The organism is Bacillus sp. JJ783, assembly GCF_036963225.1.
GTDB lineage: Bacteria > Bacillota > Bacilli > Bacillales > Bacillaceae_G > Bacillus_A > Bacillus_A cereus_U.
Window position 1 is genome coordinate 1 of the sequence record NZ_JBALMG010000044.1, and the last position, 14,790, is coordinate 14,790.

Consider the following 14,790-nt stretch of genomic DNA (forward strand, 5'->3'; position numbering starts at 1 on the left):
TTTAGTTTTCAAAGTTCAATGTCACGTTTCAGCGACTTTTATAATTTAACATTTCGACTTGAATCTGTCAACAACTTTTTTCTTTCGTTCCTGACGACGCTTATTAATTTATCATATTACTAATCGATAAGTCAACGCTTTTTTAAAAAATGCCAAAATAAATTTATCTTGGCATTATATATAACTTAATAATCACTAATGCAGCAACACCTGGCACCCCTAATAAACTTGATACTGTAGCTGTGCCTATGTTAATTGGAATATGAAAATCAAAATATGTCCCTGCAACATTCACAATGAACAGTAACGCTATACCTAAGGTGACATGAAAGAGTGCTTTCCCTATAAAACGTATTGGTTTAGCAGAAACACCAAAAATAAGAAAAATAAAAACCAAAGCAAGAATGCCAACAATAATAATTGTAGAATTCATTTTTTCCTCCTTATGAATGACCTATACATATCCATTTGTATGGGACAAGACAATAAAAAAGAACATCTATCACATAACTCCTATCACTTCATCTTTATAACCTTTAATCAGTAATATTTCTTCTAAGCACTAACAATTAGATACAACTAATTCCATTCCTGCCTTTTCTTTCTCCTCTTTATACCCCAAAAATAAAGTAGCCCTGTTACTCACAAGTAAATCGATAAAAAGCAAAAGGTCCCGCTTTAAAAAGCAGGACCTTTTACCATTGTTCCATTTTCACAGGACGACGTTTTGCTTCTTTTAACAAGAAAAAATATTTCGCCTCTGCTATTTTTAAAGAACAAAGTACATCTTGAGACGGCTCAACACTTTGTTCAACCAGTCTCTTCTGACGTAGCCATTCATTCTTTACCTTTTCTAATAATACAATTAACTTATCGTCATACTCTTTACGCAACTTACCCTTTTTTTGAAAGAACATTTTCCCTTCTCCTCTTATATCTCTCTACGGCCTTCTAAAGCTTTCGATAGTGTTACTTCATCTGCATATTCTAAATCTCCACCAACCGGCAGACCATGTGCAATACGAGTTACTTTAATTCCTGTTGGCTTTAAGAGGCGGGATATGTACATCGCTGTAGCTTCCCCTTCAATATTAGGGTTTGTTGCTAATATCACTTCTTGTACTGTTTCATCTTGTAGTCTCTTTAATAACTGCGGGATATTAATATCCTCTGGTCCAATTCCCTCCATTGGAGAAATGGCACCACGCAAAACATGATATACACCTTGATATTCTTTCATTTTTTCCATCGCAATTACATCTTTCGGCTCTTGTACTACACAAACAACCGATTGATCTCTATGCGAATCGTCACAAATATAACAAGGATCGCGGTCAGTGATATGCCCGCATATAGAACAATACGCTAAATCTCGCTTCGCATTCACAAGTGCTTTTGCAAAACCTAGTACATCATCCTCTTTCATATCTAACACGAAAAACGCCAATCGAACCGCTGTTTTCGGTCCGATTCCTGGCAACTTCATAAAACTATCGATTAATTTTGATATCGGTTCTGGATAATGCATATATCAATATCCTCCTAGAACATTCCACCTGGTAAGTTCATGCCTTTTGTAAATTTGCCCATTGTAGAATTTGAAAGTTCATCAACCTTTTTAAGTGCATCATTCGTTGCAGCTAATACTAAGTCTTGTAACATTTCAATATCTTCTGGATCTACAACTTCTTCTTTAATTTTCACTTCAAGAACTTGCTTATGGCCATTTGTGATAACAGTAACCATTCCGCCACCAGCTGTACCTTCAACTGTTTTTTCGCCAAGCTCTTCTTGTGCCTTCGCCATGTCTTTTTGCATCTTTTGCATTTGTTTCATCATATTATTCATATTTCCCATTCCGCCACGCATCATAATTAATTCCTCCTCATTATTATTACTCTTTTATTTCAATAAGTTCTTGCCCTACTAATTTTACAGCCTCTTCTATAAGAGGATCTTCTTTTTGTTCTGGGCTGTCTTCAGAATCCCCGCCTTCGCGTTGTAAAAAGTCTTCACGAATTTTACCCCATTCACTTTTTGGGATAGCAATCATATTTAACCTTTTACTTAACAATTCAAAAAGAGTTTGTTCCAATGTATCCATCGCTTCTCGATTTTCACTAGCCATTTTGCAATGAATCTCATATTGAAATGCTAACACATAGGTATCATCCGAAGCCGCAACTGGTTCACTATTTTCTAATAAAACAGCAAATGCTACTTTGTTATGTGACTTGAGCCTTCCTAACAATTCGCCCCATACAGCTTTTAACTGTTCTAAATCTTGACGCTTCGCTTGCTTTAACACTTCATTCACACGTCCAACAGGAATTTTCATGCTTCCTGTTCGTACCGGTTTTGGTGTTGCCCGCGTCTCTCTTACTTCCTGCTGCACACCAGCCGGCACGCCATTCTTTTTAACTTGTTCTAACTCTTTCTCCAGCTGCTGCATCCTATTCATAATTGCTTGTAAACGATCTGCGCCGTTTGCTTGCATCATAAACTGCTGACACAATTGCACCATAACAACTTCCAAGAATATTCTTGGATGGTTTGTCCACTTCATCTCCTGTTGTCCCTTACTAAGGGTATGAATAATTTCATAGATTCCTTCCGGTTGCATTTCTTCACTTAACGTACAGAATTGATCATCTACAATTACCCGTTCCAACATATGTTCTAATTGTGGTGAAGTTTGATATAAAAGCATATCACGATAGTAGTAAATGAAATCCTCCATAAAGCGAACTGGATCTTTCCCTTTACTCATCATCTCATCTATAATACGTAACGCTCTTGATACATCATTTTCACGTATACATTCTACCAGGTCACCTAAATATCGCTGAGATACAGATCCCGTTACAGCTAAAACATCTTCGCTCGTCACAGTCTCATCGCTATAAGAAATAGCTTGATCGATAAGACTGAGCGCATCACGCATACCACCTTCAGCGGCACGCGCTACGATTTGTAATGCTTCAGCTTCTACTTGCGTACCCTCATTTGTCACGACTGTCGATAACCTCTCAACGATATCATTTACTGATATCTTTCGAAACTCAAAACGCTGACAACGTGAAATAATTGTAGCTGGAATCTTATGCGGTTCTGTTGTCGCCAGAATAAAAATAACATGCCCTGGCGGCTCTTCTAAAGTTTTCAAAAGCGCATTAAAGGCACCCATAGAAAGCATGTGAACTTCATCAATAATGTATACTTTATATCCTACAGCACTTGGAGCATATTTTACTTTATCTCTTATATCTCGAATTTCATCTACACCGTTATTTGAAGCCGCATCAATTTCTAATACATCTGAAATAGATCCTTGTGTAATTCCTAAACAAGAAGGACATTCATTACAAGGTTCAGCTACCGGGGCGTGTTCACAGTTAATTGCCTTTGCAAATACTTTTGCAATTGTCGTTTTCCCTGTTCCCCTCGGACCAGAAAACAAATAAGCATGTGAAGCTTTCTCTTGAAGAAGGGCATTTTGCAACGTTTTTGTCACGTGCTTTTGACCGACTACATCTTCGAATTTTTGCGGTCTCCATGTTCGGTATAACGCTTGGTATGACACGAAAATACGGCCTCCCTCAAAGGTTATTATCTCATTTATTATAACCCATTCTGTTTATAGATTCCAAAAGTTATTTTCCATACAAAAAACTCACCTTTATATAAAGGTGAGTTTTGTATACATATATAACTGCCGTGCACCTTCTGTCGATTACGTACCATAAGCGTTACTCAAGCAGTTAGCTCGGTTCAGGCACTCCTGCGGCACACGAGAAAACCCGCTTATTGCTGCTTCCTTCCGGACCTGACAAGGTTCACGGGGTCCCGTTGCGCAGGACCCAAACGTCAACACCACTTACTTAAGGCAGGCCTTACAGCAGCATAACCTCGAGAAGGGATTCAGCCTCGCTAGAGCGGATTGCGAGTATAGGGCACCGCTACCTCCCCGCTTAGCACGGCAAAGTTAAAACCAATATTCGGTTGCCTTGGATAAGGCATTATCAGTATAACTTGTTTTTTTACAAAATGCAAATACGTTAGTTATCATTACTTTTCTCTAGTTTTTTCGCTTCTTTTCTTTTCTTACGAAGCTCTCTAAAAAAAATCGTTAACAACGTACCACATTCCTCTTCAAGTACACCAGCCACTACTTCACACTGATGATTAAAACGCTCATCAGTTAAAAGATTCATCAATGTACCTGCACATCCACCTTTTGGATCGCTCGCTCCATATACAACCCGTTTTACACGCGATAAAACAATTCCCCCTGCACACATTGGACAAGGTTCTAATGTTACATATAACGTTGCATCTTCTAAACGCCATGTCCCTAATTTTTTGCAAGCTTCATCAATAGCTAAGAGCTCGGCGTGAGCTATTGATCTCTGTTCAGTTTCTCTTAAGTTATGCGCGACACTAATCACTTCATCATCTAGCACAATTACGGCACCAATTGGTACCTCTTGTATCGCCTCTGCCTTCTTTGCTTCCTCTATTGCTAACTGCATAAAATATATATCTCGCTCCATAATATAGTCCTTTCACCAAAAATAATAAATACACTTTTTCATTTCTTGCAGGTGGGATAACTTTTGCAAATTCAATCCAACCTAAAGAAGAAAGAGAGGGAATTACATATGAAAAATACTGCCTTACTCATTATCGATATGATTAATGATTTTCAATTCTCCCACGGGCCCATCCTGGCACAGAAATGTGAAATTATAAAGAACCCCATTCTACAATTAAAGGACACCATGAAATCATTGGGCTATCCAATAATTTATGTCAATGATCACTATCAACTTTGGAGATCTGATATTAATCAACTTATTACTCATTGTACAAATAAGTATAGTAAAAATATTATCGAGGCCATTGCTCCGCATACTGACGATTACATTTTTATTAAACCACATTACTCTGCTTTTTATGAAACACCTTTGAATTCTTTATTAGGTTATTTAAAAATCGAAAATCTCATTTTAACAGGAATTGCTGGGAACATATGCATCCTTTTTACAGCTAATGATGCCCATATGAGAAATTATACACTTTATGTACCACGGGATTGCATCGCTTCTAATAACGAGCAAGATAATGAACATGCTTTAAAAATAATGGAGGCCACATTAAAGGCAAATATTGTACCGTCATCCCAAATAAAATTTAATTAATACATATCTATTTTCTAACTTTTTATATCAAATTAGTCCGCTCGCTCCCCTCTTGTGCTACAATAATTCTGTTTTGTGTTTTTAGTAGTCACGGTAAATCACTGATTGAAAGGAGGAAACAGCGTGACCGGAGTACCATTTATCACGGTTGAAGGACCAATTGGTGTTGGAAAAACTTCACTTGCGAAGGAACTTTCAACTCACATGCAACTCCACTTACTAAAAGAGATTGTTGATGAAAATCCTTTTTTAGGAAAATTCTATGAAGACATCGACGAATGGAGTTTTCAAACAGAGATGTTCTTTCTTTGTAATAGATACAAACAACTAGAGGATATTAACATAAAGTATTTGAATCAAAGGAAGCCTGTAGTAGCAGATTATCATATATTTAAAAATTTAATTTTTGCATCCCGTACATTAAAAGATTCTCAATATGACAAGTACATGCAAATTTATCGCATTCTTACGCAAGATATGCCCGTACCAAATGTCATCGTTTATTTAACAGCGAGCCTAGAAACATTACAAAAACGAATTGCGATGCGCGGAAGAGAATTCGAAAAAAATATGGATCCAAATTACTTACTACAGCTTACAAAAGATTACGAAACAGCAATGGATGCTTTCAAAAAGGACCATCCGGATATTCCGGTATTAAAATTTAATGGAGACGATATGGATTTTGTAAGAAATCCTGATGATTTAAATGTCATCTTATCCGCTCTTCAAAATACTCTCTTGAAGGAGTCGAAATAACAATGAATTTAAGGCAAAAATATGATATACCAAATGATGCAGTTATCACTATTGCTGGAACAGTAGGTGTCGGTAAATCCACTATGACAACTGCATTAGCTAACGCTTTAGGTTATCGTACATCTTTTGAAAAAGTAGATTCCAATCCATATTTGGACAAGTTCTATGCTGATTTCACACGCTGGAGCTTTCACTTACAAGTGTACTTTTTAGCAGAACGATTTAAAGAACAAAAAAGAATTTTCGAATATGGTGGCGGTTTTGTTCAAGACCGTTCTATCTATGAGGACACTGGTATTTTCGCAAAGATGCATCACGAAAAAGGTACAATGACTGAAACTGATTATGAAACATACAAAGGTTTATTTGATGCTATGGTCATGACTCCTTACTTCCCTCATCCAGACTTATTAATTTACCTGGAAGGTTCGTTTGATGATATTGTCGATCGTATTCAAGAACGAGGACGTCCAATGGAGCAGCAAACACCAATTGAGTATTGGAAAGAGATGCATGGACGTTACGATAACTGGATTAATAACTTTAATTCATGCCCTATTTTACGATTAAACATTAATGAATACGATATTTTAAAAGATGGCGATTCAATCGAACCAATCATTAAAAAAATTGGACATTTTTTAAAACAAACACGTAAACTTGTAAAATAAAAAACCCGTGCATATGCACGGGTTTTCCTATGAAATTACTTTTTCTTTTTCGTTGGAGCAATAATTTCACTCTCTGGCTTTCCAGCATTAATACGCTGACGAACAGTACTCGTACTAATATCATATGTTTCAGCAATCTCTTTAACGGTCATTTCTTTCCCATTAATTACTGCTGTTAGTAATTTCCCTGTACGTTTTGGAGTTACTTCTTTTTGCACAGCTGGTTTTTCAGCTTCTTTTGGCACCTCTACTTTTTTTGCAACCTGTTTCACATCACAAGTGCAACCACAAAGTTTACGGAATGTATCATCACTTATAATGCGCGACACATTTGCACCACTGTTTAAAATTCTATTGTTCTTACAGACAGGACATTGTACATAATATAAAGTTTTTCCATCTAAAGGAAACGTTTGTATAATAAGATCCATGTTAACTCCTTTCATATCTATGAAGATAATCATCGGAATATGAGTGTGTAATAAGGACACTACATCCTTATATCATACTTTATGATTGGTTTTAAAATAAAAACTCGTTACGTGTTGGTAACGAGTTCTCCAATCTCCACTTATATGCGCTGTTGTCAATTATATCTGGAGGAGGTAGAGGGATTCGAACCCCCGCGCGACTCTCGCCGCCTGTCGGTTTTCAAGACCGATCCCTTCAGCCAGACTTGGGTATACCTCCATATTGACATCAAATATAATATCAAAAGAAAAACAGTTAGTCAACCCTACTATAATAAATTATGAGGAAAGGAAAATTTTATTTTCCCTCTCCTTTATGACACTGCTGACAACGCCCATAATTACCAATCACTCATACCGATGAATGTTTTAACTTATTTAATAACTGTTTTTCCTCCCATATAAGGGCGAAGAACTTCTGGAATTATAATTGTACCATCTTCTTGTTGGTAGTTCTCTAAAATAGCTGCCACTGTACGTCCAATTGCAAGACCAGATCCATTTAGTGTATGAACATGTTCCGGTTTGCCATTTGGCTCACGGCGGAAACGGATATTCGCACGTCTCGCTTGGAAGGCCTCAAAATTACTACAAGAAGAAATTTCACGATATGTGCCATAGCTTGGAATCCATACTTCAATATCGTATTTCTTCGCTGCTGTAAATCCTAAATCTCCTGTGCACATGCTCATAACGCGATATGGCAACTCTAATAATTGTAACACGCGTTCTGCATCATTTGTTAATTTTTCTAACTCTTCATAAGAATCTTCTGGTTTTACGAACTTCACAAGCTCCACTTTATTAAACTGATGCTGACGGATTAAACCACGTGTATCACGACCAGCTGAACCTGCTTCAGAACGGAAACATGAGCTAAATGCCGCATATCGTATAGGCAATTGCTCTTTACTTAAAATCTCATCACGATGCATATTCGTTACAGGTACTTCAGCTGTTGGAATTAAGAAGTAATCCTCACTTTCAATACGGAATGCATCTTCTTCAAACTTCGGAAGTTGTCCTGTTCCTGTCATACTTGCACGGTTTACCATATACGGAGGTAATACTTCTTCATATCCATGCTCGTCAGTATGAAGATCAAGCATAAAGCTAATTAAAGCACGCTCTAATCTTGCACCAGCACCTTTGTAAAATACGAAGCGGCTTCCTGTTACTTTCCCCGCACGTTCAAAATCTAAAATTCCTAAATCAGTAGCAAGATCCCAATGTGGTTTTGGTTCATAAGTAAATTCTTTCACTTCTCCCCAAGTACGTGCTACTACATTATCATCCTCTGTTTCGCCAACTGGAGCAGATTCATGAGGGATATTCGGAATAGATAACATTAATCTTTCTAAGTCTTCTTCAACTGTACGAAGTTCATTATCAAGATCTTTTACTTTCTCCCCAACTTCACGCATTTCTAGAATTAGAGCTTCCGCATCTTTCTTTTCACGCTTCAATACAGAGATTTGTTGAGATACTTCGTTACGTTTACTTTTTAGTTCCTCTGTTTGAACAAGTAACTCTCTTCTTCTCGTATCCAGTTCTTCAAAGCGACCAAAATCAGTTAAATCTTCGCCTCTATGCTGTAATTTTGCCTTTACTTCTTCAAAATTTGTACGTAAAAATTTAATATCAAGCATTATATACTCCTCCTTTTATTTCATAAAACACAAAAAACTCCCGTCCCTATATAAAGGGACGGGAGTTAACCCGCGTTGCCACCCTAGTTGAAAGCATTACTACTTTCCTCTCAAGTAGAAATAACGGCTCTTCACCGGGAATGCTTACTAATCAAAAGATATTCCACATTCCATTCCAGGATGGATTCACAAACTGTTTCTATCGATTTCCACCAACCATCGACTCTCTATAAGAAACAACATTTGTTACTACTTCCTATCAACACGCTTATTTTATAAAATTGTTATCATCAATTTACTATAATCTTATACAAGTTGCAAGTTACTTATACAACTTTTTTCATTTTCGCTTCTTTTACCATTTCTACAAAGTATGCTGTCACACGATGATCATCCGTTAATTCTGGATGGAATGACGCAGCTAAAAACTGATCTTGTCTTACTGCTACCATTCGATCTCCATGTGTAGAAAGTACTTCAACATCATCAGCTACATTTACAACATACGGAGCACGGATAAATACACCAATAAAGTCCTCTCCCACACCTTTCATTGAAAGTGCAGCTTCAAAACTATCCTTTTGGCGTCCGAACGCATTGCGCTCAACCGTAATATCCATAGCACCAATATGTGCTTCTTCATAGCCAATAAGTGTTTTCGCAAGAAGAATCATACCTGCACATGTACCAAACATTGGTTTACCAGACTTCGCAAATGTACGAAGAGGCTCCATGAAAGCATATTTGTCAATAAGACGGCGCATTGTTGTACTTTCACCGCCTGGTAAAATAAGACCATCAATCTCTTCAAGTTGTTCTATACGCTTTACAACAACAGCTTCTGCACCACTTGCCTCAACTGATTTTACATGCTCACGAACTGCACCTTGAAGACCTAGCACACCGATTTTCACCATTTTAAAGATCTCCTTTAATTACCATCCACGCTCTTGCATGCGTTGTTCTGGTAATAACGTTGAAATTTCGACACCTTTCATTGCATTACCTAATCCTTTAGAAAGGCTTGCAATTAGTTCGTAATCTTCATAATGAGTCGTTGCTTCAACGATTGCACGTGCAAATTTCTCTGGGTTCTCTGATTTGAAGATACCAGATCCAACAAATACACCATCAGCACCAAGTTGCATCATTAACGCTGCATCTGCTGGTGTTGCTACACCACCTGCTGCAAAGTTTACAACTGGTAGGCGACCAAGGCGTTTAATTTCAAGTAGTACTTCATAAGGAGCACCAGTATTTTTTGCATATGTCATTAACTCATCTTCACGTAGATTTGCAACTTGACGGATTTCTGCATTGACTTGGCGCATATGACGCACTGCCTCTACAATGTTTCCTGTTCCTGGTTCACCTTTTGTACGAAGCATAGATGCACCTTCTGCAATACGACGTGCAGCTTCTCCGATATCGCGGCAACCACACACAAACGGAACTGTGTAATCACGTTTATTTAAATGGTATACTTCATCAGCAGGAGTTAATACTTCACTCTCATCGATATAGTCTACCCCTAATGATTCTAATACACGTGCTTCTACAAGGTGACCGATACGGCATTTTGCCATAACCGGAATTGATACAGCACCCATAACTTCTTCAACAATTGTTGGATCTGCCATACGAGAAACGCCACCTGCTGCACGAATATCTGCAGGTACACGCTCTAATGCCATAACAGCAACTGCACCTGCCTCTTCTGCAATCCTTGCTTGCTCGGCGTTAACTACGTCCATAATAACGCCGCCTTTTTGCATTTCTGCCATTCCACGTTTTACACGTTCTGTCCCTGTTACATTTGTCATGTACAAAAACCCCCCTAGGTGAATTGCTTTCCCCCGTTAAAGAAGAAAATTAAGAATACTCTTACATTCTACCACTAACTATCTGATGCTTGTCCACTACTTTTTCATAAAGTCGGTATGAAAAATAGGAATAAGAAAAAGCTCCTACAATGAGGAGCTTTTAAAACCAACCTTTTACTGTATCAACAGCACTATTCCACATACCACTAAAGAAAGAACCAATTCCGCGCATAGAACGTGTGAACCAGCCTGCCTCTTCTACTTCAGATTTTGTTATAAGGTCTACTTGTAATGATTTTCCTGATAAAAATCCAGGATCATTACTATCTTTAGACGTTACAACCATTTGGCCAAGTGTAACTCCCTTTTTCATAGGTGCCTCTTGTCCCTTATTTCCTTCTTTAAATTCTGTTTTATAAACGTCTTTACTTCCCTTTGGCACCGGAAGTGAAACAGCTTGCTTCGTTTGAACTGCTACATCTTTATCTTTCGCATTTTCAACTCTTACTGTTTCTTTTCCTTTAACCGAAGAACCTTTTTCATACATTTTCTTCATTTCAAAGTTAGCAAAGCCATAATCATATAATTTCTTTGTCTCATCAAATCTTGCCGTGTGAGATTTTGTTTTAATAACTACAGAAATGAAACGCATACCATTTCTTTCAATCGTACCAGTGAAACAATCTCCTGCTTCTGGAGTTGATCCTGTTTTCAGACCATCTACGCCTTCGTATTCCTTAATTAGCCCTTTTAACATCCAGTTCCAGTTAGGCATTTCGATCCGATCCGGAGTACCTTCACGGAATACTTTTTTTGAAATTTTTGCTATGTCTAATGTTTTAGGGAAATCTTGAATAAGACGTTGTGCTAAAATTGCTACATCTCTCGCAGACATTTTATTTTCTTCATCTGGAGTTGTCCCTTCAGGATGGTGTCCTTTTAAATCTTTGTTCGTTAAGCCCGTAGAATTTACAAACTTATAATTTTTTAATCCAAACTCTTTCGATTTATCATTCATCATTTTTACAAAGTCTACTTCTTTTCCAGCAACTGCTTCAGCTAACGCTATCGTTGCACCATTAGCAGAATAAATTGCCATTGCTTCGTATAGCTCTTTTACTGTATAAGATTCACCATTTCGTAGAGGCACGTTCGATAATGAACGATCTTGCGAAATGTTATACGCATATTCGGAAACCTTAACTTTTTGATCCCATTTTAGTTTCCCTTTCGCAATAGCCTCGTTCACTAGGTATTCACTCATCATTTTTGTCATACTAGCAATTGATAATAACTCATCTGCATTTTTTTGATATAAAATCTTCCCAGAATTCGCTTCTACTAAAATTGCCGCACCTGCTTCAATGTTTAAAGCGGCTCCTGTTTCTGCTGATGCATTGCTATATGGTACAAGCATGCTACAAGCTATTGTAAGCACTGTTACCAACGCAATGAATCTTTTGCAAAACATACCTTTCACTTTTGCTACCCCCAATATCTATGTACTCACATAACCGTTATTCTAACATAATCAAAAAAAAATAGACAGAGATATCAAATCTCTGTCTATTTGTATATAAGACATTATAATGAGTAGTTTGGAGCCTCTTTTGTAATCTGTACGTGATGAGGATGGCTTTCACGTAAACCTGCACCTGACATACGAATGAACTGTGCATTCTCACGTAAGAATTCTAAATTCTGCGCTCCGCAATATCCCATACCTGCACGTAATCCACCAACTAATTGATGAACTGTATCTGCTAAAGGTCCTTTATATGGTACGCGTCCTTCAATACCTTCAGGAACAAGTTTTTTGTTTCCTTCTTGGAAGTAACGATCTTTACTTCCTTTTTCCATCGCTCCAACAGAACCCATACCACGATATACTTTAAATTGGCGACCTTGGTAAATTTCAGTTTCTCCAGGGCTTTCAGCAACACCAGCAAACATACTACCTAGCATAACAACGTGTGCTCCTGCTGCTAAAGCTTTAACCATATCACCAGAGTACTTAACACCGCCATCAGCAATAACTGGAATACCGTGTTTACGAGCTTCTGTTGCACAATCATAAACTGCTGTTAATTGTGGTACACCAACACCAGCTACAACACGCGTTGTACAAATAGAACCTGGTCCAATACCAACTTTAACTACGTTTGCACCAGCCTCAATTAATGCTTTCGTTGCTTCAGCTGTAGCAACATTTCCAGCGATAATATTTAGTGCTGGATATTTCGCACGAACTTCTTTTACCTTTTCAATAACACCTTTAGAATGCCCATGAGCTGTATCAAGTACAATTGCATCTACGCTAGCTTTTACTAATGCATCGATACGAAGCATAGCATCCGCCGTTACACCAACAGCTGCTCCAACTAATAAGCGTCCTTGCTTATCTTTAGCAGAGTTTGGGAATTCAATTACTTTTTCAATATCTTTTATTGTAATAAGCCCTTGTAATACACCGTTATTATCAACAAGAGGGAGCTTTTCAATTTTATACTTTTGTAGGATCTTTTCAGCTTCTTCCAGTGTAGTACCAACTGGAGCTGTAATTAACTGTTCTTTTGTCATTACGTCAGAAATTTTGATTGAGTAGTCTTGGATGAAACGCATATCACGGTTTGTAATAATACCAACTAATTTTCGCTCATCTAAATTATTTACAACTGGTACACCTGAGATACGATATTTTCCCATAAGATGTTCTGCATCATATACTTGATGTTCTGGAGTTAAGAAGAAAGGATCTGAAATAACGCCGCTTTCAGAGCGCTTTACTTTATCAACTTGCTCTGCTTGTTGCTCAATAGACATATTCTTATGAATAATTCCTAAACCGCCTTGGCGAGCCATTGCAATAGCCATGTCAGCTTCTGTTACTGTATCCATTCCTGCACTAATTAACGGGATGTTTAGCTGTAAGCTTTCAGATAAAACTGTTTTAACACTTACTTCTCTTGGTAATATATCTGACCTCGCTGGTACAAGTAATACATCATCAAAAGTCAAACCTTCTTTAACAAATTTAGATTCCCACATAATTGTTCCCCCCATGATACCAGAAATTATTATTAGTAGCTTATCAATTGGTTAAAATACTGTCAAGGACGTATATATATGTTAGAATTTTTAGACAATAAAAGGAGCGTAATATATGCATCAAACACATTGTACTTGGCAGCAATTAAGTTTCTTTTTTTCATCTCAAAATGTACAACGTTATCTTGCCCGTTGTTATGAAAAATCCTCCATACAAGATGCTGAAAAAAAAAGTTTTGAAAACTGTTATCCCTTTATTTACTACTTAGAACACGGGAAAAATTATTATGAATTATATAAGATGGCCCCCTTTTCGATTCAGCCAATGTTGTTATTTTATGGAATTAGCCAACTGTTTAAAGCTTGCTTGTTAACTATTGATCCTAACTACCCAGAATCAACTACTGTTTTAGCTCATGGCGTTACAACTCGTAAACGAAAAAAACAGGGGTATCAATTTTTAGAAGATGAGGTGAAAATACAGAAAAACGGATTGTTTACTCACGTTGCAGAACAACTGTTTCACATGAAACACTTAGAAGCGGAGAAATTTAATATGTTAGAGCTAATGGGGAATATTCCTGAATTACAAAATTTGTTGCGCTATAGTCAAAAAGTATCAACTTTATATAAGATCGATTCAACAAATAAAAATGAGCTCTCCTTTTCAGTCAATATATTAGATCGATTACATATGACTAAAGAGCGATTTTCTCGTTACATCGAAACAACTTGTAAGCATTTATCAATACAACACGTACCTGAGAAAAATAATGAATTAAATTTGTTTTTTTCGGCACCTATTCAATCATGGAATCCTATGTATAGTACACCTTTATACTACGAGCATCTTACTGACACTTATTATTTACCACTTACAACCGAACCTAGAAACTCTAAACCAGTGTTGCCTGAGCTCCTTGTTCACTATTTATTGCTCTATAATTTAAGCATGATTTCTAGGTACGAAACAGATTGGTGGTATGACTTACTTGGAAGCTATGGCTCTGAAGATTATCCATTTATTTATCAGTTTCTCAATATTTCTGCTCAAAAAATCCCTTACTATATTTCAACATTTTTACTAACAGAACCGGGCCTATTTCATGGGAAATAAAAAAACACAAGTCAAAAGACTTGTGTTTTTAGCTTGCTTGGCGACGTCCTAC

The 14,790-nt window shown here is 37.2% G+C and carries 16 protein-coding genes, 1 tRNA gene, 1 other RNA gene and 1 other annotated feature; of the genes, 4 read left to right on the forward strand and 14 right to left on the reverse strand.

The window, feature by feature from the left end; translation table 11 throughout:
• Nucleotides 1-163: 163 nt before the first annotated feature.
• The 7 genes from V7038_RS10220 to tadA form a co-directional block, all read right to left on the reverse strand.
• Nucleotides 164-433, reverse strand: coding sequence for a pro-sigmaK processing inhibitor BofA family protein (locus V7038_RS10220; protein WP_002113254.1), 270 nt, complete (start codon nucleotides 431-433; stop codon nucleotides 164-166).
• Between the two features lie 262 nt (nucleotides 434-695).
• Nucleotides 696-917: a YaaL family protein gene (locus V7038_RS10225; protein ID WP_002009631.1), complete on the reverse strand. Its 222-nt coding sequence runs from the start codon at nucleotides 915-917 to the stop codon at nucleotides 696-698.
• Between the two features lie 14 nt (nucleotides 918-931).
• Nucleotides 932-1,528, reverse strand: coding sequence for a recombination protein RecR (recR, locus tag V7038_RS10230; protein ID WP_002107278.1), 597 nt, complete (start codon nucleotides 1,526-1,528; stop codon nucleotides 932-934).
• A 14-nt stretch (nucleotides 1,529-1,542) separates the two neighbouring features.
• On the reverse strand, nucleotides 1,543-1,869 hold the full coding sequence (locus tag V7038_RS10235) for a YbaB/EbfC family nucleoid-associated protein (protein WP_171902539.1): 327 nt from the start codon (nucleotides 1,867-1,869) through the stop codon (nucleotides 1,543-1,545).
• Nucleotides 1,870-1,894: 25 nt separating this feature from the next.
• Nucleotides 1,895-3,583 carry a DNA polymerase III subunit gamma/tau gene (dnaX, locus tag V7038_RS10240; RefSeq protein WP_002113251.1) on the reverse strand — a complete coding sequence of 563 codons (1,689 nt, stop codon included), beginning with the start codon at nucleotides 3,581-3,583 and terminating at the stop codon, nucleotides 1,895-1,897.
• 132 nt (nucleotides 3,584-3,715) lie between these two features.
• An RNA gene (ffs, locus tag V7038_RS10245) (signal recognition particle sRNA large type) lies at nucleotides 3,716-3,980 on the reverse strand.
• 78 nt (nucleotides 3,981-4,058) lie between these two features.
• Nucleotides 4,059-4,553 (reverse strand): tRNA adenosine(34) deaminase TadA, encoded by a 495-nt coding sequence (tadA, locus tag V7038_RS10250; protein ID WP_002113249.1) that lies wholly within the window; start codon nucleotides 4,551-4,553, stop codon nucleotides 4,059-4,061.
• Nucleotides 4,554-4,661: 108 nt separating this feature from the next.
• On the opposite strand from tadA, the gene V7038_RS10255 reads away from it, so the two are divergent.
• The 3 genes from V7038_RS10255 to V7038_RS10265 all read left to right on the forward strand — a co-directional run bounded on the left by V7038_RS10255 (nucleotide 4,662) and on the right by V7038_RS10265 (nucleotide 6,631).
• Nucleotides 4,662-5,201 (forward strand): isochorismatase family cysteine hydrolase, encoded by a 540-nt coding sequence (locus V7038_RS10255; RefSeq protein WP_002107274.1) that lies wholly within the window; start codon nucleotides 4,662-4,664, stop codon nucleotides 5,199-5,201.
• A gap of 123 nt (nucleotides 5,202-5,324) precedes the next feature.
• Entirely contained in the window at nucleotides 5,325-5,960 is a 636-nt protein-coding gene (locus V7038_RS10260; protein ID WP_002009621.1) for a deoxynucleoside kinase, read from the forward strand.
• 2 nt (nucleotides 5,961-5,962) lie between these two features.
• Nucleotides 5,963-6,631: a deoxynucleoside kinase gene (locus V7038_RS10265; RefSeq protein ID WP_002107272.1), complete on the forward strand. Its 669-nt coding sequence runs from the start codon at nucleotides 5,963-5,965 to the stop codon at nucleotides 6,629-6,631.
• Between the two features lie 35 nt (nucleotides 6,632-6,666).
• Here the strand turns inward: V7038_RS10265 and V7038_RS10270 are convergent, their stop codons facing one another.
• From V7038_RS10270 to guaB, 7 genes are all read right to left on the reverse strand, one after another.
• Nucleotides 6,667-7,062, reverse strand: coding sequence for a DUF3797 domain-containing protein (locus V7038_RS10270; protein WP_002107271.1), 396 nt, complete (start codon nucleotides 7,060-7,062; stop codon nucleotides 6,667-6,669).
• A gap of 166 nt (nucleotides 7,063-7,228) precedes the next feature.
• Nucleotides 7,229-7,321 (reverse strand) — tRNA-Ser (locus tag V7038_RS10275).
• A 154-nt stretch (nucleotides 7,322-7,475) separates the two neighbouring features.
• On the reverse strand, nucleotides 7,476-8,750 hold the full coding sequence (serS, locus tag V7038_RS10280) for a serine--tRNA ligase (RefSeq protein ID WP_002107270.1): 1,275 nt from the start codon (nucleotides 8,748-8,750) through the stop codon (nucleotides 7,476-7,478).
• 51 nt (nucleotides 8,751-8,801) lie between these two features.
• Nucleotides 8,802-9,022: a binding site (T-box leader), on the reverse strand.
• 54 nt (nucleotides 9,023-9,076) lie between these two features.
• A complete protein-coding gene (gene pdxT, locus V7038_RS10285) occupies nucleotides 9,077-9,667 on the reverse strand; it encodes a pyridoxal 5'-phosphate synthase glutaminase subunit PdxT (RefSeq protein ID WP_002113246.1) in 591 nt (196 codons plus the stop codon).
• Between the two features lie 18 nt (nucleotides 9,668-9,685).
• Complete coding sequence (gene pdxS, locus V7038_RS10290; protein WP_002107268.1) at nucleotides 9,686-10,573, reverse strand: pyridoxal 5'-phosphate synthase lyase subunit PdxS; 888 nt, start codon at nucleotides 10,571-10,573, stop codon at nucleotides 9,686-9,688.
• Nucleotides 10,574-10,733: 160 nt separating this feature from the next.
• Complete coding sequence (locus tag V7038_RS10295) at nucleotides 10,734-12,044, reverse strand: D-alanyl-D-alanine carboxypeptidase family protein (RefSeq protein ID WP_131798893.1); 1,311 nt, start codon at nucleotides 12,042-12,044, stop codon at nucleotides 10,734-10,736.
• 113 nt (nucleotides 12,045-12,157) lie between these two features.
• Complete coding sequence (guaB, locus tag V7038_RS10300) at nucleotides 12,158-13,621, reverse strand: IMP dehydrogenase (protein WP_002107266.1); 1,464 nt, start codon at nucleotides 13,619-13,621, stop codon at nucleotides 12,158-12,160.
• A gap of 115 nt (nucleotides 13,622-13,736) precedes the next feature.
• On the opposite strand from guaB, the gene V7038_RS10305 reads away from it, so the two are divergent.
• Nucleotides 13,737-14,738: a YaaC family protein gene (locus V7038_RS10305; protein WP_070127824.1), complete on the forward strand. Its 1,002-nt coding sequence runs from the start codon at nucleotides 13,737-13,739 to the stop codon at nucleotides 14,736-14,738.
• Nucleotides 14,739-14,790 lie beyond the last annotated feature (52 nt).

What these genes read in the sequence shown, in the direction of transcription:
- V7038_RS10220 (WP_002113254.1), bottom strand. Translation starts at nt 433, where the DNA reads ATGAATTCTACAATTATTATTGTTGGCATTCTTGCTTTGGTTTTTATT.
- V7038_RS10225 (WP_002009631.1), bottom strand. Translation starts at nt 917, where the DNA reads ATGTTCTTTCAAAAAAAGGGTAAGTTGCGTAAAGAGTATGACGATAAG.
- recR (WP_002107278.1), bottom strand. Translation starts at nt 1,528, where the DNA reads ATGCATTATCCAGAACCGATATCAAAATTAATCGATAGTTTTATGAAG.
- V7038_RS10235 (WP_171902539.1), bottom strand. Translation starts at nt 1,869, where the DNA reads ATGCGTGGCGGAATGGGAAATATGAATAATATGATGAAACAAATGCAA.
- tadA (WP_002113249.1), bottom strand. Translation starts at nt 4,553, where the DNA reads ATGGAGCGAGATATATATTTTATGCAGTTAGCAATAGAGGAAGCAAAG.
- V7038_RS10255 (WP_002107274.1), top strand. Translation starts at nt 4,662, where the DNA reads ATGAAAAATACTGCCTTACTCATTATCGATATGATTAATGATTTTCAA.
- V7038_RS10265 (WP_002107272.1), top strand. Translation starts at nt 5,963, where the DNA reads ATGAATTTAAGGCAAAAATATGATATACCAAATGATGCAGTTATCACT.
- V7038_RS10270 (WP_002107271.1), bottom strand. Translation starts at nt 7,062, where the DNA reads ATGGATCTTATTATACAAACGTTTCCTTTAGATGGAAAAACTTTATAT.
- serS (WP_002107270.1), bottom strand. Translation starts at nt 8,750, where the DNA reads ATGCTTGATATTAAATTTTTACGTACAAATTTTGAAGAAGTAAAGGCA.
- pdxT (WP_002113246.1), bottom strand. Translation starts at nt 9,667, where the DNA reads ATGGTGAAAATCGGTGTGCTAGGTCTTCAAGGTGCAGTTCGTGAGCAT.
- pdxS (WP_002107268.1), bottom strand. Translation starts at nt 10,573, where the DNA reads ATGACAAATGTAACAGGGACAGAACGTGTAAAACGTGGAATGGCAGAA.
- V7038_RS10295 (WP_131798893.1), bottom strand. Translation starts at nt 12,044, where the DNA reads ATGTTTTGCAAAAGATTCATTGCGTTGGTAACAGTGCTTACAATAGCT.
- guaB (WP_002107266.1), bottom strand. Translation starts at nt 13,621, where the DNA reads ATGTGGGAATCTAAATTTGTTAAAGAAGGTTTGACTTTTGATGATGTA.
- V7038_RS10305 (WP_070127824.1), top strand. Translation starts at nt 13,737, where the DNA reads ATGCATCAAACACATTGTACTTGGCAGCAATTAAGTTTCTTTTTTTCA.